Raw genomic sequence first — 20535 nt, forward strand, 5'->3', positions numbered from 1 at the left:
ATGGACTTCAATGACATTCTGCAGATCATTATTTCGCCAACCACGGCGGCCTTCGCGCTGGCTGCGATCGGGCTGAACTTCCACTACGGACTCACCGGCCTGCTCAACATGGGCCAGGCGGGATTCATGCTCATCGGCATGTACGGCTACGCCATCACCGTCTCGCAGGGCGGCTCGATGTGGCTTGGCATGCTCGTGGCCTTCGTAGGCGCTGTGCTGTTCGCGCTGTTCCTCGGTTGGCCGACGCTACGGCTGCGCGGCGACTATCTCGCCATCGTGACAATCGCGGCGGCGGAAATGGTTCGACTCATAGGCCGCTCCCAGTGGCTCAAGGACTGGACCGGCGGCAACACCGGTATCCGTGGAAACGAATTCAAGCCCCCGTTCGAGAACCTGTCCCCGTTCGCGCCCAAGATTATCGAAATCGGGCCGTGGAGCTACCACGGCACCACCTGGTGGCTGTTGATCGTCGGCTGGTCGCTGGTCGCACTTACGGCCGGACTGTTCTGGAGGCTCAACAAGAGTCCCTGGGGCCGCGTGCTGCGTGGCATCCGCGAGGACCAAGACGCCGTGCGGTCGCTCGGTAAGAGCGTCTACTCGTTCAAGATGCAGGCGCTGATCATCGGTGGTGTCCTCGGAGCTGCCGGTGGAGTGGTCTGGTCTCACGGAAACGCCGTGCAGCCCGACTCCATGGGCCGTGTGACGACCTTCTGGATCTGGACAATGTTGCTCCTTGGTGGGGCGGCAACGGTGCTGGGCCCAGTTCTCGGTTCGGTGCTGTTCTGGGCGATGTTCGTGTTCATCAAGCAACTCGCTCCGTTGGTACTGCCTAACCTGGCAACTCAGCAGATCGAGCCGCTAGCGCTCGCCTTCGTGGGCCTCGGACTGATTCTGTTGATTGTGTTTAGACCGCAAGGAATCCTCGGCGACAAGAGGGAGATATCACTCAATGCCTGACATGACCCCCAACCCATTTGCCGATGTCGATTCGAAGCCCGGCTCCGCGAAGCCGGACCCGATCATCGTCGCCGACGGCATCGTGCGGCAGTTCGGTGGACTCACCGCAGTGGACGTGAAGCACTTCGAGGCCCAGCGTCACGCCATCACGGCACTCATCGGCCCCAACGGCGCCGGCAAGTCAACGTTCTTCAACCTGTTGACGGGCTTCGATAGCGCCAACGCTGGAACCGCCACGTTCAACGACATGAAGCTCGACAGCATGTCGTCGGCCAACGTCGCGCGTGCCGGAATGGTGCGTACGTTCCAGCTCACCAAGGCTCTCAACCGCATGTCGGTGATGGAGAACATGCGCCTCGGTGCACAGCACCAGTCGGGCGAGAACATGCTGACCGCGATGCTTTCTCCGCTGTGGAGCAAGCGCGAGAAGGAGGTCACGGCGCAAGCCGAGGTACTTCTCGAACGCTTCAAACTGCTCGACAAGCAGGATGACTACGCGGGTTCGCTCTCGGGCGGACAGCGCAAGTTGCTCGAGATGGCACGGGCGCTCATGTCCAAGCCGTCGATGATCATGCTTGACGAGCCCATGGCCGGCGTTAACCCCGCGCTGACGGAGAGCCTGCTGGACCACATCGTCGGTCTTAAGGAGGAGGGCGTCACCGTGTTGTTCGTCGAGCACGACATGCACATGGTGCGCCGTATCTCCGACTGGGTAGTAGTGATGTCCGAGGGCAAGATCATTGCCGAGGGCGACCCACACGAGGTGATGGCCAATCAGGACGTGCAGGACGCGTACCTTGGCAACCACCACGACACCGACCTTTTTGAGGAGCGAGAGTGACCGACGCGAAGACCATCATTTCTGCAGATCACCTCATCGCGGGCTACCTGCCTGGCGTCGACATCCTCAACGGATGTTCGATGGACGTCAAGGAAGGCGAACTGATCGGCGTGATCGGCCCCAATGGAGCCGGTAAGTCGACGTTCCTGAAGGCGCTGTTCGGCCTGGTTCCTGTACGCGAAGGAACGGTGACGTTGCGTGACGAGGACATCACTAACTTCAAGGCAGACCAGCTCGTGAGGCGCGGTATCGGCTTTGTGCCGCAGACCGAGAACGTCTTCGAGTCGCTGTCTATCGAAGAGAACCTGGAGATGGGCGCGTACCAAGCGCCCAAGACGTACAAGTCGCAGCGCGCGAAGATCTACGACATCTTCCCCGTGCTCGCGGATCGTCGTCATCAGGCGGCGGGATCATTGTCCGGCGGTGAGCGTCAGATGGTAGCAATGGCGCGCGCCCTCATGATGGACCCCAGCGTGCTGTTGCTCGATGAGCCCAGCGCAGGTCTCTCCCCTGACCGCCAGGACGAGACTTTCGTGCGTACGCGTGAGATCAACCGCACTGGCGTGACGGTCATCATGGTCGAGCAGAACGCACGCCGCTGCCTGCAGATCTGTGACCGCGGCTACGTGCTCGACCAGGGCACCAGCGCATACACGGCCACCGGTCAGGAACTGCTCAAGGACCCCAAAGTCATCGAGCTGTACCTCGGAACCCTCGGCGACGGCTCGGAGCAGGACGCCTCCTAGTCACCAAGTAGCACTTTCAAGAAGGCCGCGGCCGCCCATTGGGCGCCGCGGCCTTTTTGCGCCCGCCAGACGTCCATGTAGCGCGCGGGCCTCTCGAACCGATTGGAACCTCGCGCGCGTCCATGGACCGCTGGGGTGGTGCTGGTGCCCGGAGCGCGCGGTTATGGACCGCTGGGGTGCTACTGGCGTGAGGGCGCCACTCCCCCGGTGGCGGGCTCACGTTGCCACCCTTGCGATTGCGTGGCACTGGCGCGGGCGGCGTGCGGTGCCTGACCACTGGGGCGTCACCGGTACCCGGAGCGTGCGCTCATGGACCACTGGGGCGTCACCGGTACCCGGAGCGTGCGCTCGTAGACCAACAGGGCGTCACGGGCGCGCGGAGCGTGCGCTCATGGACCACTGGGACGCAACCGGTACCCGGAGCGTGCGGTTATAGACCCCCAGGGCGCGCGCGAGGGCAAGACGCATGCCGCATCGAGTCTCCGGCGTTCTATCGGGATGGGCACGCCCGGCACGCAAAGGAGCCCCCGGCCAATGGCCGGGGGCTCCTCGCTATCGAGATTTAGAGCAGGGGGAAGGCTTTAGGCCTGACCCTCCTGTGCACTCTGCCACACGATGGTGTTGTCGTTCTGGTACTCGTAGATGCCGATGAAGGCACTCGACGGGTCGTTCTGCTCGTTGATCGGACCGGAGCCAGCTACCGTCTTGTAGTTGATCTCATCGCCGGCCTGGACCATTGCGAGGCACTCCGCGTACGTGGTGCAATCTGCTCCACCAGTAGCACCGGAAACTGCAGCCAGGTTCTCCTGAACCGTGATGCCGTCAGTGCCCTGGCCCTTCTCTGCCGCGAGAGCAACCAGGATGGTTGCGTCGTACGACTCGGGGCCGTATGCGAACGAGTCGAGCGGTGCGGGTGCGACTGAGTTCAGGCGCTCCTTGAATGCGTCATCGGGGAATGCGCCAGGAATCGTACCCTGTGCACCCTCAAGGACACCTGCGTCGAAGTCAGCAGAGTAGTCTGCCGTGTTTCCGTCAGTCATGTAGACCGCGCTCATGTCAGTCCAGCCGGCGCTCACGAGCTCCGGGATGATCTGCTTGGTCTGGTCGAACGCGATGATGACGATCGAGTCGGGCTCTGCAGCCAGCACGGCCTGCACGTCGGAGGAGAAGTTCGACGCCTTGGGGTCGAATTCCTGGCCGGCGTTGCCGTAGACGATCTCCGCGCCCTCAGCCGTGACGGTCTCAGAGATGACGTCGCGAAGTGACGTTCCGTAGTCCTCGTTGAAGACCAGCACGCCGATCTTCTTGTGACCGTCGTTGACGATCAGGTTTCCGAGAACGTTGCCCTGGACGGTGTCCGGCGGTGCCACGCGGAAGTAGAACGGTGAGTAGCCAGAAAGCGCCGTCGAGGTGTTGGCCGGCGAGATCATCACGGTGGATGCCTTCGCGATGGTGTCCACCACGTTAAGCGAAACCGTCGACGATGCAGCGCCGACGATGGCGGCTGCGCCGTCACCGATCAGCTTGCTGACCGAGGTGCTTGCGATCGTGGGGTTGTCTGCATCTGACGAGTCAGTGTGCTCGACGGTGACGGGAGTTCCCATCACGCCGCCAGCAGCGTTGATTTCCTCAATAGCGAGGTCGACGCCAGCGATCTCGGGCGGGCCGAGGTACGCAAGACTTCCAGTGATAGGTAGCAGCGAGCCAATGAGCAGGCCGTCGCCGGATGCTGCGGGTGAGTCGCTTGCGCCAGCTGAACCGGAGCTCGAAGGCTCCGCGTCGTCACTGGAAGAGCAAGCGGCCAAGGCCAGCGCGCCAACGGCTACTAGAGCCGCTCCGCGGGCGATGGTATTCCATCGTGCCATGTTGTTCCCTCCAACTCGACGGGGAGACCCCGCCGTTCGATTACCACGAGGACCTTCCTCGCGTGCAATACCTAGACGCTACAGGCATTTTATTTCGATAGTGGGTCACATTCATCACGATTTCGTGACGTTTAACAATGAATACCTGGGTAATTTACTTCTTTCCCATTTGGTCGACGACTGCTTCGGCAACTTCCTTCATGGTTAGACGACGATCCATTGACGTCTTCTGAATCCATCGGAATGACTCTGGCTCATTCAGTTTCATTGTTTCCATGAGCAGGCCCTTTGCGCGCTCTACAAGTTTGCGCGTCTCCATGCGGTCATTGATATCTGCAATCTCGTTCTCGAGGGCACGGATCTCCACAAAACGGGACGCCGCGATCTCGACCGCGGGAAGCAGGTCGCCCGGAGTAAACGGCTTGACGACGTAGGCCATCGCGCCGGCGTCGCGGGCGCGCTCCACGAGCTCCTTCTGAGAGAAGGCGGTCAGTAGGACGACGGGCGCGAGCCTGTCCTGAGCGATGTGCTCAGCCGCGGTGATGCCGTCCATGACGGGCATCTTGATGTCCATGACGATGACGTCGGGCTTGTGCTCCTTGGCGAGGGCCACGGCCTCCTCGCCGTTCGCCGCCTCGCCGACGACGTCGTACCCGCCCTCGATGAGGGTCTCGACGATGTCCATACGGATCAGCGCCTCGTCCTCAGCCACAATGGCGCGTCGTTTTTTGATGCCGGCCGATGGGGCAGACTCTTGAGTGTTGTTGTCAGAAGTTTCGGTCACAACCGCTAGCCTAGTGTGCGCGCCCCGATAGCCCAACTGGCAGAGGCATACGGCTCAAACCCGTACCAGTGTGGGTTCGAATCCCACTCGGGGCACAGAGAGACCAGGAGAGCCACCCGCAACGTGACCATCGTCACCGCGGGTGGCTCTTCTGCGTTGTCCACTGCAGTCCTGCCCCTGGCCGTACGGCCTCGGACGCGCGATACTGGTGCCATGTCAAAAATCAGCGCGAAGCGTACGAACGACACGAAGCGCCACATCGCCCTCGTGGCACACGACAACATGAAGGTCGACCTGCTCACGTGGGCCGACTTCAACAGGGGGACGCTGTCCAAGCATCACCTCTACGCGACGGGCACCACCGGCACGATGCTCGAGTTCGAACTTGGCCTCAAGGTGACAAGATTCCTCTCCGGCCCCGTGGGTGGCGACCAGCAGATTGGCGCCAAGATCGCGGAGGGCGGGATCGATACGCTCTTCTTCTTCTGGGACCCGCTCGAGGCGCAACCCCACGACCCCGACGTCAAGGCCCTGCTGCGCATCGGCGCTGTGTGGAACATCCCGATGGCCTCGAACATGGCCACGGCCGACTTCCTCATCTCCTCGCCGCTCTTCGCGGAACCCTACGCCCGCGCCGTCCCCGACCTGGGCGACCGAGACTGGGCGACGCTGCGCGCCGAGCACTAGGACACTCCACCGCGTCCACCGCGTCCACCGCCTCCACCGCGAGACAGACCCAGCCCCAAGACGAGAGAAGCCCGCCACCGGCATGACCGGTGGCGGGCTTTCTTACGTGCGAGTCTGACCGCTAGAGGCGGACCTGACCGACCTTGTGAACGAAGATCGAGTTGGTGGTGCCGGGAACGCCAACGGGCGTACCCGAGACCACAACTACGTAGTCGCCGTCTACTGCCTTGCCTGACTCCTTCAGGAAGCCGTCAACCAGGTTGACCATCTCGTCCGTGGAGTCGACCTTGGCGACGAGCTCCGCGTTGATGCCCCAGCTAAGCGAGAGCATCTTCTGCGTGTGAGCGTCGGGCGTGAACGCAAGCATGGGGATTTTGGGACGCAAGCGCGACATGCGCAGCGCCGAGTCACCCGACTGCGTGAACGTGATGATGTACTTCACGTCAAGCGTGTCTGCGATGTCAGCAGCGGCGTGCGTGATCGAGCCACCGCGGGTCTTGGGAGTGGTGAGGAAAGGCGCGATGCGGTCTCCACCCTTCTCCTCGGTGTTCTGGATGATGCGTGCCATGGTCTCGACCGTGATGATGGGGAATTCGCCCACCGAGGTCTCACCTGAAAGCATCACTGCGTCTGCACCGTCGAGGACGGCGTTCGCGCAGTCGGAGGTCTCGGCGCGCGTGGGCACTGGCGACGAAATCATCGACTCCAGCACCTGGGTGGCGACGATGACCGGCTTGGCCTGTGCGCGGCACAGCTCGATAGCGCGCTTCTGGACCAGCGGCACGTCTTCGAGCGGGAGCTCCACGCCGAGGTCACCGCGGGCGACCATGATGCCGTCGAACGCGTCGACGATCTCTTCGAGGTTGTCGACTGCCTGAGGCTTCTCGACCTTGGCGACGACGGGAACGGTGCGTCCCTCTTCGGCCATGATGCGTGCGACGTCTTCGTAGTCGGCCGCGGAGCGGACGAACGACAGCGCGATGAAGTCGGCGCCGAGGGCGAGGCCCCAGCGGAGGTCGTCCTCGTCCTTCTCCGACAGCGCGGGAACCGAGACGGCCACGCCGGGAAGGTTGATTCCCTTGTTGTTGGAGACCGGACCGGGAACAACGACACGGGTGACGACGTCGGTGTCAGTCACCGCGGTCACCTCGAGGCGGACCTTGCCGTCGTCGATGAGGAGCGAGTCCCCAACGTTGCAGTCGCCCGGCAGGCCCTTGAAGGTCGTGCCGCAGATGTCCTTGGTGCCCTCTACGTCGCGGTTCGTGATGGTGAAGACGTCGTCCACCGCGAGGTGGTGAGGACCGTCGATGAAGCGCTCGAGGCGGATCTTGGGACCCTGGAGGTCGACGAGGACCGCGACGTTGCGTCCGGCCTCTTCCGCCGCCTGGCGGACGTTGTTGTAGACCTCTTCGTGCTCAGCGGCGCTGCCGTGGCTGCGGTTGATACGCGCCACGTCCATTCCAGCTCCCACGAGCAGACGCATCTGCTCTAGCGAAGCGGTCGCCGGACCGATGGTGCAGACAATCTTTGCTTTACGCATATTTTTCAGCCTCAATTTCTAAGCGCGGAGCGCAACCGTGCGCGCCGTCACAGGTGCCGGAAGCTCGGTGCTCCCAGTCAAGTATTCATCCATAGCGGCCGCTGCGGCACGGCCCTCGGCGATCGCCCAAACGATGAGCGAAGCGCCGCGTCCTGCATCCCCAGCGACAAAGACGCCAGGGGCGCTCGTCGCGTATGCCTCGTCGCGCTGGATCTGCCTACGTTCGGTCACTGCAACGTCAGCCTGGCCGGCCAACGCTCCTGTGTCCGGTCCCGTAAAGCCCATCGCGATCAACACCAGGTCCGCTGGAATTTCATGTTCTGTGCCAGCCATCGGTGTCCGCGACCCGTCCGCATTGTACTGGGTCTCGGCAACCTTCAGTGACTTAACGTGCCCGCTCTCGTCGCTTACAAACTCGACGGTAGAAGCCAGGTAATTTCGCTCGCCACCCTCTTCATGGCTCGAAGAGATTTCAAAAATTCGGGGGTCCACCGGCCACGGCGTGCTGTCCGTGCGCTCGAGCGCCGGCTTCTTGCCGATAGCAAGGGTGGTGACCGATGCTGCACCCTGACGCAGCGCGGTACCGATGCAGTCTGAGCCAGTGTCGCCGCCACCGATGACGATCACGTGCTTACCTGCAGCCGTGATCTGGTCGGGAACGTCGTCGCCAGCCGCGGCCTTGTTGCCCTCAATGAGGTACGGCATCGCGAAGTGGATGCCGTCAAGATCGCGGCCGGGCAGCGGGAGCTCGCGAGGAACCGGGGCGCCCGTGGCGACCAGCACCGCGTCATAACGGTCACGCAGCGCGTCCCACGTGATGTCCTTGCCGATCTCGACGCTGACACGGAATCGAGTGCCCTCGGCTCGCATCTGGTCGAGCCTGCGAGTGATGTGACGCTTCTCGAGCTTGAAGTCCGGCACGCCGTACTGCATCAGCCCGCCGATGCGGTCGTCCTTCTCAAACACGGCGACAGTATGTCCCGCCCGGGTGAGCTGCTGAGCCGCAGCGAGTCCGGCGGGCCCTGAACCGACCACGGCAATGGTCTTGCCCGTCTGACGCTGGGGCACGTGCGGCCCCAGGTAGCCCATTTCGAACGCCTTGTCGACGATCGAGACTTCGATGTTCTTGATGGTCACCGCGGGCTGGTTGATGCCCAGCACGCACGAGCTCTCGCACGGCGCGGGACAGATCCGACCGGTGAACTCCGGGAAGTTGTTCGTCGCGTGGAGACGGTCGCTCGCGTCGAGCCACTGACCCTGGCGGACCAGGTCATTCCACTCGGGAATGAGGTTACCTAGGGGGCAACCCTCATGGCAGAACGGCACGCCACAGTCCATGCAGCGGGTCGCCTGCCGGCGCAGGACAGTCTCGTCCTTGCCCAGCTCATCCTTGACGTCCTTCCAGTCGAGTAGGCGTACCTCTACCGGGCGGCTCGGCGGGAGCTCGCGCTCCCGAATCTTCATAAATCCGCGTGGATCACCCACTGGTCACCTCCAAGAACTCGGCCCAGGCACCCGGAGCGAGAAGATCCCCGCCCGTCGCCTCGAGCTCGGCGAGCGCGTCGCGTACTCGCGCAAATTGTGCGGGCAACACCCGAGTAAAGCGTTGCACGTTCTGGTCCCAGTGAGCAAGCAACTCACGGGCCAGCGGAGACTGAGTCTCAGCCGCGTGACGCTCGATCAGCGTCCTAACCAGGGTGGCATCCTCGGCATCGAGCGGGCTCAGGATGAGCTCCCCCGCTGCCAAGGCGTCCGCGTTCACTCGCTGCTCGCGAAGATCCAGCACATACGCCGTGCCGCCGGACATTCCCGCGCCCAGGTTGCGACCGGTGCTACCCATAATCACCGCGGTGCCGCCCGTCATGTACTCGAGCGCGTGGTCGCCCACGCCCTCTACTACGGCGGTGGCGCCGGAATTGCGGACAAAGAAACGCTCGCCCACCTGGCCCCGGAGGAACATCTCGCCGCTCGTGGAGCCGTAGCCGATGACGTTACCTGCAATCACATCGCGGCTGTCGTCCAACATGGCCTCGGGTGCCGGACGGACGATGACTCGCCCGCCGCTCAGCCCCTTGCCGACGTAGTCGTTGGCGTCTCCGGTCAAGCGCAGCGTGATGCCGCGCGGCAGGAAGGCTCCGAAGGACTGCCCGGCGGAGCCGGTGAAGTTCACCTGGATGGTGCCCGGCTCGAGTCCGGCACCGCGGTAGCGGCGCGTCACTTCGTAGCCCAGCATCGTTCCCACGGTGCGGTTGACGTTGCGGATCGGCTTGTCGATTACGACGTGCTCGCCGCGTTCGAGTGCGGGCTCCGCCAAGGCGATGAGCTCGTTGTCAAGTGCGCGGTCTAGCCCGTGGTCCTGCGTGGTCGAGCTGATCAAGGCTCGACCCTGCTCGGGAACCGCCAGCACGCGGCTGAGGTCGAGTCCCTGCGCCTTCCAGTGGTCGATGGCCGCGCGGGTCTCGAGCGCCTCGACGTGACCGACCGCCTCGGCGATCGTGCGGAAACCGAGCTGCGCGAGCTGCTCGCGCACCTGCTGGGCGATGAACTCGAAGAAGTTGACCACGTGGTCGGCCTGGCCAGTGAAGCGCGCACGCAACTCCGGGTTCTGAGTCGCGACGCCGACCGGGCATGTGTCGAGATGGCACGCGCGCATCATGATGCAGCCGGAGACAATCAGCGGCGCCGTAGCGAAGCCGAACTCTTCAGCGCCGAGCAAGGCCGCGATCACGACGTCGCGGCCGGTCTTCAGCTGGCCGTCAACCTGAACGACGATGCGGTCACGCAGGTCGTTCATGACCAGCGTCTGCTGGGTGTCCGCGAGGCCAATCTCCCACGGCGCACCTGCGTGCTTGAGGGAGTTGAGCGGGCTCGCGCCGGTTCCGCCGTCCTGGCCGGAGATCAGCACGACGTCGGACTTGCACTTGGCAACTCCGGCCGCGATGGTACCGACGCCAACCTCGGACACGAGCTTGGTGTGAATGCGCGCCAGAGGGTTGGCATTCTTCGCGTCGTGGATCAGCTGCTTGAGGTCTTCGATCGAGTAGATATCGTGGTGCGGCGGGGGCGAGATGAGGCCAACACCGGGCGTCGAGTGACGCGTCTGCGCCACCCACGGGTACACCTTGTTCGCGGGCAACTGGCCACCCTCGCCGGGCTTGGCGCCCTGCGCGAGCTTGATCTGGATGTCGTCCGCGTTCACCAGGTACTCGCTCGTGACGCCAAAGCGTCCCGACGCGATCTGCTTGATGGCGCTGCGGCGCTCGGGGTCGTACAGGCGATCAACTGCCTCGCCGCCCTCCCCCGTGTTGGACTTCGCACCGAGTCGGTTCATGGCGATAGCCAGGGTCTCGTGCGCCTCGGCCGAGATTGACCCGTAGGACATCGCGCCGGTGTTGAACCGCTTCACGATCTCGCTGACGGGCTCGACCTCGTCGATCGACACGGACTCGCGCTCGGACTTGTACTCGAACAGTCCGCGAAGCGTCATAGCGCGCTTGGCCTGGTTGTCGACGCGGTCCGTGTACTCCCGGAAGACGTCGTACTGGCGCGTGGCGGTCGCGTGCTGGAGCTTGAACACCGTGTGCGGGTCGAACAGGTGCTCCTCGCCGTCGCGGCGCCACTGGTACTCGCCACCGGTGTTGAGACGCTCGTGGACAGGCAGTTCGCCCGATGCGGGGTAGGCGTCCGAGTGGCGCGCGGCCACCTCGGCAGCGATGACCTCGATATCGACGCCATCAATCTGGCTGGGCGTGCCCGTGAAGTGACGCGCGACAAACTCCCGCGACAGACCGACGGCCTCGAATACCTGTGCGCCGCGGTAGGACGCGATAGTGGAGATGCCCATCTTGGACATGATCTTGAGGACGCCCTTGCCGAGCGCCTTGATGAGGTTCGCCGTGGCCTGCTGCGGCGTGATGTCGCCCAGGTAGCCTCGCGTCGCGAGGTCCTCGACGGTCTCCATGGCCAGGTAGGGGTTGACCGCGGCACAGCCGTAGCCAACCAGCAACGCGACGTGGTGGACCTCGCGCACGTCTCCCGCCTCGGCGAGCAGCGACACCCTGGTGCGGGAGTGGTGACGCACCATATGGTGGTGCACCGCGGAGACGAGCAGGAGTGACGGGATTGGCGCCAGGTCCTGGTTCGAGTCGCGGTCGGACAGGATGATGAAGGACACGCCATCCGCGACGGCGGCGTCCACCTCGGCGAAGATCTCTGAGAGCCGCTCCTCTAGACGCTGGCCGCCCTCCGCGACTCGGTAGAGACCGCGAATCTTGCGCGACGAGAAGACGTCGCGTAGCTTGCGGTCCATCTCGATGTGCTCAATCTTCGCCAACTCGTCGTTGTCGAGGACCGGGAAGTCAAGGATCACCTTGCGCGCGTGATCCGGCGTGGCCTCGAGGAGGTTCGGCTCGGGACCAATTGCGCCGCCGATCGCGGTGACGATCTGCTCTCGGATGGAGTCCAGCGGCGGGTTGGTGACCTGTGCGAACATCTGTGTGAAGTAGTCGAACAGCAGGCGTGGACGCTGGGAAAGCACCGCGATCGGGGTGTCCGTGCCCATCGCACCAATCGGCTCCATGGCGTTCTGAGCCATGGGCGTCAGCAGAATCTTGACCTCTTCTTCGGTGTAACCGAAGGCCCGCTGGCGGCGCTTGACCGACGCGCGCGAGTGAGAAATGTGTTCGCGATCGGGCACGTTCGAGAGCCGCACCGCGTTGTCCTCGACCCAGCTCTCGTACGGGTGTTCTGCGGCGAGCTGAGACTTAATCTCCTCGTCCTCGATGATCCGGCCCTCGGCCGTGTCCACGAGGAGCATGCGCCCGGGCTGAAGGCGACCCTTGCGGATCACCTTGGCGGGGTCGATGTCCAGCAGTCCGGCCTCGGAGCCCGCAAGCACCATGCCGTCGTCCGTGACCCAGAAGCGCCCCGGGCGTAGCCCGTTGCGGTCGAGCGTCGCGCCGATGAGCGTGCCATCGGTGAAGTGCAGCGCGGCGGGGCCGTCCCAGGCCTCCATGAGCGTCGAGTGGTACTCGTAGAACGCGCGGCGTGCGGGGTTCATCTCAAAGTTGTTCTGCCACGCCTCGGGCATCATCATCAGCACCGCGTGGGGAAGCGTGCGTCCACCCAGGTGCAGCAGCTCGAGTACCTCGTCGAAGGACGCGGTATCCGAAGCCGACGGGGTGCAGATGGGCATCAGGTCGGACATCTCGCCGAGTACGTCCGCCTTAAGCGTGCCCTGGCGGGCGCTCATCCAGTTGCGGTTGCCCTGGACGGTGTTGATCTCGCCGTTGTGCGCGATGCTCCGCAGCGGCTGCGCGAGCGGCCACGACGGGAAGGTGTTGGTCGAGAAGCGCGAGTGGACCAGCGCCAGCTCGGACGCGAACCGGCTGTCGGTGACATCCGGGAACACCTTCTCAAGCTGGTAGGTGGTCAGCATGCCCTTGTAGGTCAGCGTGCGCGAGGACAGCGAGGCGAAGAACGGGCCGCCGTTCTTCTCGGCGCGCTTGCGTACCCGGTACACGCGACGGTCCAGGTCGATGCCCGCGAGGTCGTCTGCCGCGACGAATACCTGACGGAAGGTCGGCATCGAGGCGCGGGCTGAAGGGCCCAGCGAGGCGGGGTCCACCGGCACGTCGCGCCATCCCAGCACGGTCGCGTTCTCTACTTTGGCCACGGCCTGGAAGGCGGCTACCTCGGCGTCCTCGGCTCCGGGCGTCAGGAACGCGATGCCGACTGCGTAGGCGCCGGCCTCGGGGAGGTCGAAGTCCACCACGGCACGCAGGAAGGCGTCGGGCACCTGGGTGAGGATTCCGGCGCCGTCGCCGGTCTCCGTCTCCGCACCGACTGCACCGCGGTGTTCCAGGTTCTTGAGCGCGGTCAGGCCGGCCTCGACGATGTCCCTGCCGGGCTTACCTCGCAGGGTCGCCACGAAGGCGACACCACACGCGTCGTGCTCATAGGCAGGGTCGTACAACCCGTTTGTGGGTCGATTGGCGCCGAGATATCCAGCCATTGCACCGTCCTTAATTGCTCGTGGGCTTATGCCACGGGTTCATTGATTTCGGGGCGCCATCGGCCCGGCTTACACACGGGTAAACACACTACCTGGTTTTGGGCAAGGAATAGGAATCCGAGGACCCTAGGAAACCCCGCCATCGGCCGGCTTCTGGCCCTTCGAACTCTCTTCGTCAATGCTATTCGCAGAATCTGTGGGGTCCTCATGACCTTCGTCACGTGCGTGGACGTCGGAGATCTGCTCTACCTCTGAGTCGTCGCTCGCTGAGTTACCAGCGGGGACAGCGGAGCCCTTAGCCCCGGCGAGCACGAGCGGCGCCGCCAGCTCCGAACGTGGAACCCGGGTGGGCCGTTCCTCCTGGGAGCGCCCGAGCAGGATGAACGTCAGCAGGGCGCCTACGAGCACCACCAGCGACACCCACACGTTCACGCGCAGGCCAGCGATCTGGACCGCCTCGTCGATGCGGACGTTCTCGATCCACAGGCGGCCGGTCGTGTAGACCACCACGTAAAGCCAGAACACGCGGCCGCCGCGCAGATCCCACTTCTTGTCGAGGTAGATCAGCAGCGCTGCACCCGCGAGATTCCAGAGCAGTTCGTAAAGGAACGTCGGGTGGAAGGTCGTGTACTGCTCGAAGCCCTCGGGGCGGAACGCGGGGTCGATCTGCAGCGCCCACGGCAGGCTGCTGGGCGAGCCGAACAGTTCCTGGTTGAAGTAGTTGCCCAGCCGGCCGATGGCCTGCGCGACCAGAAGTCCGGGGGCCGCCGCGTCCATGAAGGCGGTGAAGGATGCGCCGTTGCGCTTGGCGCCGATGTACGCGCCGAGCGCTCCGAAGGCCACCGCGCCCCAGATTCCCAGTCCGCCGTTCCAGATCTCGAAGGCCTTGAGTGGGCTGCCACCCTCGCCAAAGTAGGCGGCGGGCGAGGAGATCACGTGATAGATGCGGCCGCCGATGATGCCGAAAGGGATGGCCCAGATAGCGATCGAGCCGACCACCTCGGGGTCACCGCCGCGCTCCACCCAGCGCCGGGTGGCGATCCACAGGCCCACGAAGATCCCGATCAGGATCATGATGGCGTACAGGTGGATGGTCAGCGGGCCGAGCGAGAGCGAACTCCACTCGGGCGGCGGACTGGGGATACTCGTGTACATCAGGCGTTGCCCCTCACGCCGGCCGCGAGTTCAGCGACCTTGAGTCGCAACGCGGCCAGACCGGCTTCTAGATCGTCATTGTCTGTCAGGCAGCGAACCAGCGCGGATCCCACGATCACGCCGTCCGCGTACGCGGCCACCTTCGCCGCGTGCACGCCCGTCGTCACGCCGAGTCCGACGCACACGCGCGCCGCGCCGGCTGCCCTGGTGTCTGCGACGAGCCGCTCGGCGGCGTCGCCGACCGAAGCACGCTCCCCCGTCACTCCCATGATGGAGGCCGCGTAGACGAAGCCAGAGGTCGCCGCAGCGGTCAGATGGAGCCGTTCCTGCGTCGAGGAAGGCGCGACCAAGTAAATCTGGTCAAGGGAGTGCGCCGACGCGGCGGCGGTCCAGTCCTGCGCGGCGTCCGGAGTCAGGTCCGGCGTGATCACGCCGGATCCACCCGCAGCGGCAAGGTCCGCACTAAAGCGCTCTAGACCGTACTGAAGCATGGGGTTGTAATAGGACATCACCACGGCGGGCGCGCCCGCGGCTACCGCCGCCTGAACCGCCGGGAACACGTCGGACACGCGCGTGCCGGACCGCAAGGCTTCCTCTGCGGCGAGCTGGATCGTCGGCCCGTCGAGCACGGGGTCCGAGTACGGCAGGCCCACCTCGACTATGTCGACTCCGGCCTCGACCATCACCTCGATGGCGCGGATCGAGCCCGCGACGCTGGGGTACCCCACGGGCAGGTAGCCGATCAGCGCGCTGCGACCCTCGGCCTTGATCTGGTCGAGACGCTCGGTGAGCGCGCTCATGCGCCCTCACCTGACGTGGAGGGCTCGGGAAGCATGTCGAAGTACCTCGCGGCGGTCTCCACGTCCTTGTCGCCGCGGCCGGACAGGCTCACCAGCAGCGTCGCTTCAGGTCCGAGCTCGCGGCCGAGCTTCATCGCGCCGGCGAGCGCGTGCGACGACTCGATGGCGGGCAGGATTCCCTCCGTGCGGCACAGCAGGCGAAAGGCCTCCATCGCCTCGGCGTCCGTGACCGCCCAATACTCGGCGCGGCCCAGGTCTGCCAACCAGGAGTGCTGCGGGCCAACGCCCGGGTAGTCCAGCCCTGCGGAGATCGAGTTCGACTCGATGGTCTGACCGTCCGCGTCCTGCAATAGGTAGGAGCGCGAGCCGTGTAGAACGCCCAGCTTTCCGCCCGTGATGGTCGCGGCGTGGCGACCGGTCTCGAACCCGTCTCCCCCGGCCTCGCAGCCGATGAGACGCACGTCCTTGTCGTCCAGGAACGCGTCGAAGATGCCGATCGCGTTGGAGCCGCCGCCCACGCACGCAATAACGGCGTCCGGTAGCCCGCCGAGCGCGAGCAGCTGCTCGCGCGCCTCGAGGCCGATGACGCGCTGGAAGTCGCGCACCATTGCCGGGAACGGGTGGGGCCCCGCGGCCGTTCCGAAGACGTAGTTGGTGGTGTCGACGTTCGCGACCCAGTCGCGGTACGTCTCGTTGATCGCGTCCTTGAGCGTGCGGGATCCCGTCTTGACGGGGATGACCGTCGCGCCGAGCAGGCGCATGCGCGCCACGTTGAGCGACTGCCGCTCGGTGTCCTCTTCGCCCATGTAGACCACGCATTCGAGGTCCATGAGGGCGGCCGCGGTGGCGGTTGCGACGCCGTGCTGGCCCGCGCCGGTCTCCGCGATCACGCGGGTCTTGCCGATACGCTTGGTCAGCAGCGCCTGACCGAGCACGTTGTTGATCTTGTGCGAGCCGGTGTGGTTGAGGTCCTCGCGCTTGAGGATCACGCGCGCACCGCCGGCGTGCTTCGCGAAGCGCGGCACCTCCGTGATGATGCTGGGGCGTCCGGAGTATTCGCGGGCCAGTCGCGACAGTTCGGCATCGAAGGCCGGGTCTAGACGGGCCTTTTCGTAGGCGTCGGTGAGCTCGTCCAACGCGGCCACCAGGGCCTCGGGGACAAACCGGCCGCCGAACTCGCCAAAGAATGGCCCCGGCGCCGACTGCAAAGAGGGAACCGCGGGAGTTGACTCGGTCACGGGCGCACCGATCGCAGAGCCGGGTGTGAACCGGCGGCGACCATCTCGGCCACCGCCTGGCGGGGGTTGTTGTCCTTGACCAGCGCCTCGCCTACCAGCACGGCGTCCGCGCCCATGCGGGCGTACTCCACCACGTCGTGCGAGTCCCGGATGCCGGACTCTGCAATGCGCAGGATGCCGTCGGGGATAGTGGGGGCGACGCGCGCAAAGGTGTCGCGGTCAACCTCGAGCGTGCGCAGGTTGCGTGCGTTCACTCCGACAACTCGCGCTCCAGCGTCAGCCGCGCGCTTGACCTCGAGCTCGTCGTGGACCTCGACCAGCGCGCACATGCCCAGCGAGTGAACGCGCTCGATCAGGCTTTCGAGGGCCATCTGCTCCAGTGCCGCGACGATCAGCAGGACGACGTCCGCGCCGTGGGCGCGCGCCTCCCACACCTGATACGGCGTGACGATGAAGTCCTTGCGAAGGATCGGGATGTCTACCTTGCGGCGCACGTCGTCAAGATCCGCGAGCGAGCCGCCAAAGCGCCGCTGCTCGGTCAGGACCGAAATCACCGATGCTCCGCCGGCCTCATACTCCGTGGCAAGCGCCGCCGGGTCGACGATCTCAGCGATGCCACCCTTAGACGGGCTCGATCGCTTCACTTCGGCGATCACCGCCACCGCTTCGCGCGCAAGCATCTGGCGTGCGTCGAGTGCACTCGGAAGTCGCGCGGCGCGCTCCTTGAGTGCGTCCATCGACGTCTCGGACTGGCGAACCGCCAGGTCCTCCTTGACGCCAGCAACAATGCTGTCAAGTACGTTCATGAGCCCACCTTTCCCATGTGTCCCATGGTACCGGCGCGCGCGTCAGCCGATGACCGGCGGACAACGGCGCTTGAGGCGTCTCGGTCTACGGCGCGAGCCAGGGCTCCAGCGCTGGGATGTTACGCAGTATCCAGAACACGCCGAGCAGTGCGGGCAGCGCCCACGCGACCCAGGTGGGGACGACAATTTTTGGGAGCCGCATACCGAAGGCGGACAGCAACCACCAGGCCATAGACACCACGATCAGGGGCAGAATCACCAGCACGACGACGGGATTCATACCCATCGCGGCACCGAAGTCGCCGCGGAGGATGTCGTGCGTCGCGCGCAGTCCGCCACAACCCGGGCACCAGTGCCCGGTGGCGGAGAGGTAGATACAGGACGGAAAGAAACCGGCCTGGTAGGGGTTCGCGGCGGCGGTATAGACCGCCGCCGCGCCCAAAGAAAGAGCTGCCACCATTGGCCCGGCTACCTTGCGCCGCGTGGGCGGGGTCACCGGAACTCGCGGAAGCGCCTCCAACACCATGACGTGCTAGTAGGTAGACACGCCGCCCGCGGTCGCGAGGACCACGAGCACGAAGTAAAGGATCCAGCCGATCGAAGTAAGGATCGTACCGATGAGTCCAAGGATGAAACCGACGTTACCGAGGTTGCCGTTAGTCGCGAGTCCCTGAGCCTGAGCCTCCTTGGACTTCTTGCCGAGGATGATGGCCGGGATGCCTGCCAGCAATCCACAGCAAACCAGCGACAGGATGCCCAGCACGAGTGCCCAGACGCCGAGGTTGTTCTTCGCCTCAGCCGGGTTCACTCCAGGCGTTCCCATGGGGACACCCGAGTTGGGCGGCGGGGGTGGGGGTACTGCAGTCATCGCTATCTCCTCTGATAGTTCCGCTGCACACGATTATCGCGCGCGGAAACTACCCTAGCGGTTGACCGTGGCCCAGCGCTCTGAGGACTCCGCCTGCGATCATTCCCACAACGATGATGACGCCGCCGATCCACATGAGCGGCGCAAAGAGAATTGCGAGGCCGATGGATGCGAGCAGGAACCCAAAGACGATGGAGCCGTTGGTCACCCAGGCGGCCCTGGTGCGGCCGTGGTTGTGCGGCGCGATGTCCGGAAGGTCCTGCGGCTCGAGGTGAATGCTCGACATAAGTACTCCTTGGTTCGGTAATCTGCTCGATAGTCTAGCGGGGCCCAGCGGGCCTGAGCCTGGACGCGACCGAGACGGCGCGAACCATCGCGGCCGCCTTGTGCTGCGTCTCCTGCTCCTCGGTTTCCGGCACCGAGTCGGCCACCACGCCAGCGCCGGCCTGCACGTGCGCGACGTTGTCCTTGATGAGCGCCGTGCGGATCGCGATCGCGAGGTCCATATTCCCAGCGAAGTCGAAGTATCCCGCGGCCCCGCCGTAGAACCCACGCCGGGTGGGTTCGAACGCGTCGATGAGCGCGATCGCGCGCGGCTTGGGCGCGCCCGACAGCGTGCCGGCTGGGAAGGTCGCCGTGAGCGCGTCGAGCGGGCCGTACTGCGGCTCGAGCTTGCCGACCACAGTGGAGCAGATGTGCATGATGTGGCTGTAGCGGTTGACCTGCATGAAGTCCACCACCTCGACGGAGGTGGGCTCGCACACCTTGACCAGGTCGTTGCGCGCCAGGTCGACCAGCATCACGTGCTCCGCGAGCTCCTTGGGATCCGCGAGCAGATCCTCCTGGAGCTGCCGGTCCTGCTCTGGGGTGGCCCCGCGCGGGCGCGATCCTGCGATGGGGAACGTGGTAACAGCGCGGTCGTGAACCGTCACAAGCGACTCGGGGCTCGCTCCGACCACGGCGAACTGCCTGCCCTGGGCGTCTTCGAGCTCGAAGTAGTACATGTACGGGCTGGGGTTGATGGTGCGCAGCACCCGGTAGACGTCCAGCGGCGAGGCGGTGCACTCGACGTCGAATCGCTGCGAGGGAACAACCTGGAAGACCTCGCCCTCGCGGATGGCGTCCTTGCCGGCCTCGACTGCCTTCTGGTAGTCCCAAGCCTCGGACCGGCGGTCGATGCGCGGCTCGGGCGCGTCCGGCGTCGCCACCGAGATCTCCCCCGCCTTTGCCGCGAGGAGGTCCGCCTGCATCGCGTCCAGGCGCAGCAAGGCGGCGTCGTAGGCCGCCTCGATGCCGCTCTCCTGCGCGTCCGCGTTGACCGCGTTCGAGATCAGCCACACCGAGCCGTCGTGGTGGTCGATCGCCGCGATGTCGGTCGCCAGGCACAGCACGGCATCGGGAACGTCGAGGTCCCGCGTGGCGGCGTTCGGGAGCGTCGGCTCCCACTGCCGCACGATGTCCCAGCCGATGACGCCCACGAGCCCGCCTGTGAGCGGCGGCAGGCCAGGGATGGCCTCCGACTTGAGTTCGTCGAGCGCGAGCTGGATGGACGCCAGAGGCGCCTCGTCCGTCAGGCCGACGGGCACGTCGCCCGTCCATCGGGCGTCGTCGCCGTCGATCGTGAGCGTCGCGCGCGAGTGCACGCCGACAAACGAGAAGCGGCCGCGCGTGCCGTCCGGCTCCGCCGACTCCAAGATAAAGGTGCCCGGACGGGCCTGCGCGAGCGCCCGGTACACGGCCACCGGCGTGAGGCCGTCGGCGAGGATGCGTCGCGCCACGGGCACCACGCGATGCGTCGCGCCGAGTTCGGCGAACTCCGGCAACGATGGCCACGTCTGACCCCACTCGAGGTCTGCTGGCGACGGCGCGGCGGTCATGACTGCTCTGCCACGACGGCGCCTAGGGAGCCGCCCGCCTCGAAGCACGTGCGCGTGCCGGTGTGACAGGCGGGGCCGTGCTGGTCCACCTTGAGCAGAATGGCGTCGCCGTCGCAGTCGAGCTCAGCAGACTTCACCCACTGGACGTTTCCAGAGGTGTCGCCCTTACGCCACATCTCCTGGCGGGAGCGGCTCCAGTACACGGCGCGGCCGGTTGTCAACGTCTCGGCGAGCGCTGCGTCGTTCATCCACGCGACCATCAACACCTCTCCGGTGTCGTATTGCTGCACCACGGCGCAGACGAGTCCGGCGGAGTCGCGCTTGAGGCGTGCGGCGATGCTGGTATCCAGAGGCATGC

18 protein-coding genes and 1 tRNA gene are annotated in these 20535 nt (G+C 65.2%); 5 read left to right on the forward strand and 14 right to left on the reverse strand.

Annotated features, from left to right (window positions below):
* From ACQU6B_RS07075 to ACQU6B_RS07085, 3 genes are read left to right on the forward strand one after another with little or no spacing between them, the layout of a single operon-like run.
* Window positions 1–957, forward strand: a complete 957-nt coding sequence (locus ACQU6B_RS07075) for a branched-chain amino acid ABC transporter permease (RefSeq protein ID WP_430866843.1) — start codon at window positions 1–3, stop codon at window positions 955–957.
* Window positions 950–1798, forward strand: a complete 849-nt coding sequence (locus ACQU6B_RS07080; protein WP_430866844.1) for an ABC transporter ATP-binding protein — start codon at window positions 950–952, stop codon at window positions 1796–1798. Before ACQU6B_RS07075 ends, ACQU6B_RS07080 begins: the two co-directional genes overlap by 8 nt.
* Entirely contained in the window at window positions 1795–2544 is a 750-nt protein-coding gene (locus ACQU6B_RS07085; RefSeq protein WP_430866845.1) for an ABC transporter ATP-binding protein, read from the forward strand. The genes ACQU6B_RS07080 and ACQU6B_RS07085 overlap by 4 nt, the downstream gene beginning before the upstream one ends.
* Before the next feature lie 581 nt (window positions 2545–3125).
* Here ACQU6B_RS07085 and ACQU6B_RS07090 read toward each other — a convergent pair.
* Window positions 3126–4409 carry an ABC transporter substrate-binding protein gene (locus ACQU6B_RS07090; protein WP_430866846.1) on the reverse strand — a complete coding sequence of 428 codons (1284 nt, stop codon included), beginning with the start codon at window positions 4407–4409 and terminating at the stop codon, window positions 3126–3128.
* A gap of 154 nt (window positions 4410–4563) precedes the next feature.
* Entirely contained in the window at window positions 4564–5193 is a 630-nt protein-coding gene (locus ACQU6B_RS07095) for an ANTAR domain-containing response regulator (RefSeq protein ID WP_430866847.1), read from the reverse strand.
* Window positions 5194–5214: 21 nt separating this feature from the next.
* On the opposite strand from ACQU6B_RS07095, the gene ACQU6B_RS07100 reads away from it, so the two are divergent.
* Both ACQU6B_RS07100 and ACQU6B_RS07105 read left to right on the forward strand, forming a co-directional pair.
* Window positions 5215–5288 (forward strand) — tRNA-Leu (locus ACQU6B_RS07100).
* A gap of 118 nt (window positions 5289–5406) precedes the next feature.
* On the forward strand, window positions 5407–5880 hold the full coding sequence (locus ACQU6B_RS07105; protein ID WP_430866848.1) for a methylglyoxal synthase: 474 nt from the start codon (window positions 5407–5409) through the stop codon (window positions 5878–5880).
* 121 nt (window positions 5881–6001) lie between these two features.
* On the opposite strand, the gene pyk is transcribed toward ACQU6B_RS07105, so the two are convergent.
* The 12 genes from pyk to hisI all read right to left on the reverse strand — a co-directional run bounded on the left by pyk (window position 6002) and on the right by hisI (window position 20533).
* Window positions 6002–7420, reverse strand: a complete 1419-nt coding sequence (gene pyk / locus ACQU6B_RS07110; RefSeq protein ID WP_430866849.1) for a pyruvate kinase — start codon at window positions 7418–7420, stop codon at window positions 6002–6004.
* An 18-nt stretch (window positions 7421–7438) separates the two neighbouring features.
* The gene (locus ACQU6B_RS07115; protein ID WP_430866850.1) at window positions 7439–8905 is read right to left on the reverse strand and encodes a glutamate synthase subunit beta; all 1467 of its coding nucleotides are present in this window, start codon (window positions 8903–8905) and stop codon (window positions 7439–7441) included.
* Window positions 8898–13433 carry a glutamate synthase large subunit gene (gene gltB / locus ACQU6B_RS07120; RefSeq protein WP_430866851.1) on the reverse strand — a complete coding sequence of 1512 codons (4536 nt, stop codon included), beginning with the start codon at window positions 13431–13433 and terminating at the stop codon, window positions 8898–8900. Before gltB ends, ACQU6B_RS07115 begins: the two co-directional genes overlap by 8 nt.
* Before the next feature lie 126 nt (window positions 13434–13559).
* Window positions 13560–14588 carry a prolipoprotein diacylglyceryl transferase gene (gene lgt, locus ACQU6B_RS07125; protein WP_430866852.1) on the reverse strand — a complete coding sequence of 343 codons (1029 nt, stop codon included), beginning with the start codon at window positions 14586–14588 and terminating at the stop codon, window positions 13560–13562.
* Complete coding sequence (gene trpA, locus ACQU6B_RS07130; protein WP_430866853.1) at window positions 14588–15388, reverse strand: tryptophan synthase subunit alpha; 801 nt, start codon at window positions 15386–15388, stop codon at window positions 14588–14590. Before trpA ends, lgt begins: the two co-directional genes overlap by 1 nt.
* The gene (trpB, locus tag ACQU6B_RS07135) at window positions 15385–16626 is read right to left on the reverse strand and encodes a tryptophan synthase subunit beta (RefSeq protein ID WP_430866854.1); all 1242 of its coding nucleotides are present in this window, start codon (window positions 16624–16626) and stop codon (window positions 15385–15387) included. The genes trpA and trpB overlap by 4 nt, the downstream gene beginning before the upstream one ends.
* Entirely contained in the window at window positions 16623–17432 is an 810-nt protein-coding gene (gene trpC / locus ACQU6B_RS07140; RefSeq protein ID WP_430866855.1) for an indole-3-glycerol phosphate synthase TrpC, read from the reverse strand. The genes trpB and trpC overlap by 4 nt, the downstream gene beginning before the upstream one ends.
* A gap of 85 nt (window positions 17433–17517) precedes the next feature.
* Window positions 17518–17892 carry a DUF2752 domain-containing protein gene (locus tag ACQU6B_RS07145; protein WP_430866856.1) on the reverse strand — a complete coding sequence of 125 codons (375 nt, stop codon included), beginning with the start codon at window positions 17890–17892 and terminating at the stop codon, window positions 17518–17520.
* A 72-nt stretch (window positions 17893–17964) separates the two neighbouring features.
* On the reverse strand, window positions 17965–18300 hold the full coding sequence (locus ACQU6B_RS07150; protein ID WP_430866857.1) for a hypothetical protein: 336 nt from the start codon (window positions 18298–18300) through the stop codon (window positions 17965–17967).
* A 49-nt stretch (window positions 18301–18349) separates the two neighbouring features.
* Window positions 18350–18586 (reverse strand): HGxxPAAW family protein, encoded by a 237-nt coding sequence (locus ACQU6B_RS07155; protein WP_430866858.1) that lies wholly within the window; start codon window positions 18584–18586, stop codon window positions 18350–18352.
* A 34-nt stretch (window positions 18587–18620) separates the two neighbouring features.
* On the reverse strand, window positions 18621–20177 hold the full coding sequence (locus tag ACQU6B_RS07160) for an anthranilate synthase component I (protein WP_430866859.1): 1557 nt from the start codon (window positions 20175–20177) through the stop codon (window positions 18621–18623).
* Window positions 20174–20533, reverse strand: a complete 360-nt coding sequence (hisI, locus tag ACQU6B_RS07165; protein ID WP_430866860.1) for a phosphoribosyl-AMP cyclohydrolase — start codon at window positions 20531–20533, stop codon at window positions 20174–20176. The genes ACQU6B_RS07160 and hisI overlap by 4 nt, the downstream gene beginning before the upstream one ends.
* Between the last annotated feature and the right edge of the window lie 2 nt (window positions 20534–20535).

Source organism: Demequina aurantiaca, from assembly GCF_050598105.1.
Classification (GTDB): domain Bacteria; phylum Actinomycetota; class Actinomycetes; order Actinomycetales; family Demequinaceae; genus Demequina; species Demequina aurantiaca_A.

Bases quoted from the DNA above. Each gene is read 5' to 3' on its own strand.
- ACQU6B_RS07105 (WP_430866848.1), top strand. From the start codon at position 5,407: ATGTCAAAAATCAGCGCGAAGCGTACGAACGACACGAAGCGCCACATC.
- lgt (WP_430866852.1), bottom strand. From the start codon at position 14,588: ATGTACACGAGTATCCCCAGTCCGCCGCCCGAGTGGAGTTCGCTCTCG.
- ACQU6B_RS07075 (WP_430866843.1), top strand. From the start codon at position 1: ATGGACTTCAATGACATTCTGCAGATCATTATTTCGCCAACCACGGCG.
- ACQU6B_RS07080 (WP_430866844.1), top strand. From the start codon at position 950: ATGCCTGACATGACCCCCAACCCATTTGCCGATGTCGATTCGAAGCCC.
- hisI (WP_430866860.1), bottom strand. From the start codon at position 20,533: ATGCCTCTGGATACCAGCATCGCCGCACGCCTCAAGCGCGACTCCGCC.
- trpA (WP_430866853.1), bottom strand. From the start codon at position 15,388: ATGAGCGCGCTCACCGAGCGTCTCGACCAGATCAAGGCCGAGGGTCGC.
- ACQU6B_RS07145 (WP_430866856.1), bottom strand. From the start codon at position 17,892: ATGGTGGCAGCTCTTTCTTTGGGCGCGGCGGCGGTCTATACCGCCGCC.
- trpC (WP_430866855.1), bottom strand. From the start codon at position 17,432: ATGAACGTACTTGACAGCATTGTTGCTGGCGTCAAGGAGGACCTGGCG.
- ACQU6B_RS07150 (WP_430866857.1), bottom strand. From the start codon at position 18,300: ATGACTGCAGTACCCCCACCCCCGCCGCCCAACTCGGGTGTCCCCATG.
- ACQU6B_RS07160 (WP_430866859.1), bottom strand. From the start codon at position 20,177: ATGACCGCCGCGCCGTCGCCAGCAGACCTCGAGTGGGGTCAGACGTGG.
- ACQU6B_RS07155 (WP_430866858.1), bottom strand. From the start codon at position 18,586: ATGTCGAGCATTCACCTCGAGCCGCAGGACCTTCCGGACATCGCGCCG.
- ACQU6B_RS07090 (WP_430866846.1), bottom strand. From the start codon at position 4,409: ATGGCACGATGGAATACCATCGCCCGCGGAGCGGCTCTAGTAGCCGTT.
- pyk (WP_430866849.1), bottom strand. From the start codon at position 7,420: ATGCGTAAAGCAAAGATTGTCTGCACCATCGGTCCGGCGACCGCTTCG.
- gltB (WP_430866851.1), bottom strand. From the start codon at position 13,433: ATGGCTGGATATCTCGGCGCCAATCGACCCACAAACGGGTTGTACGAC.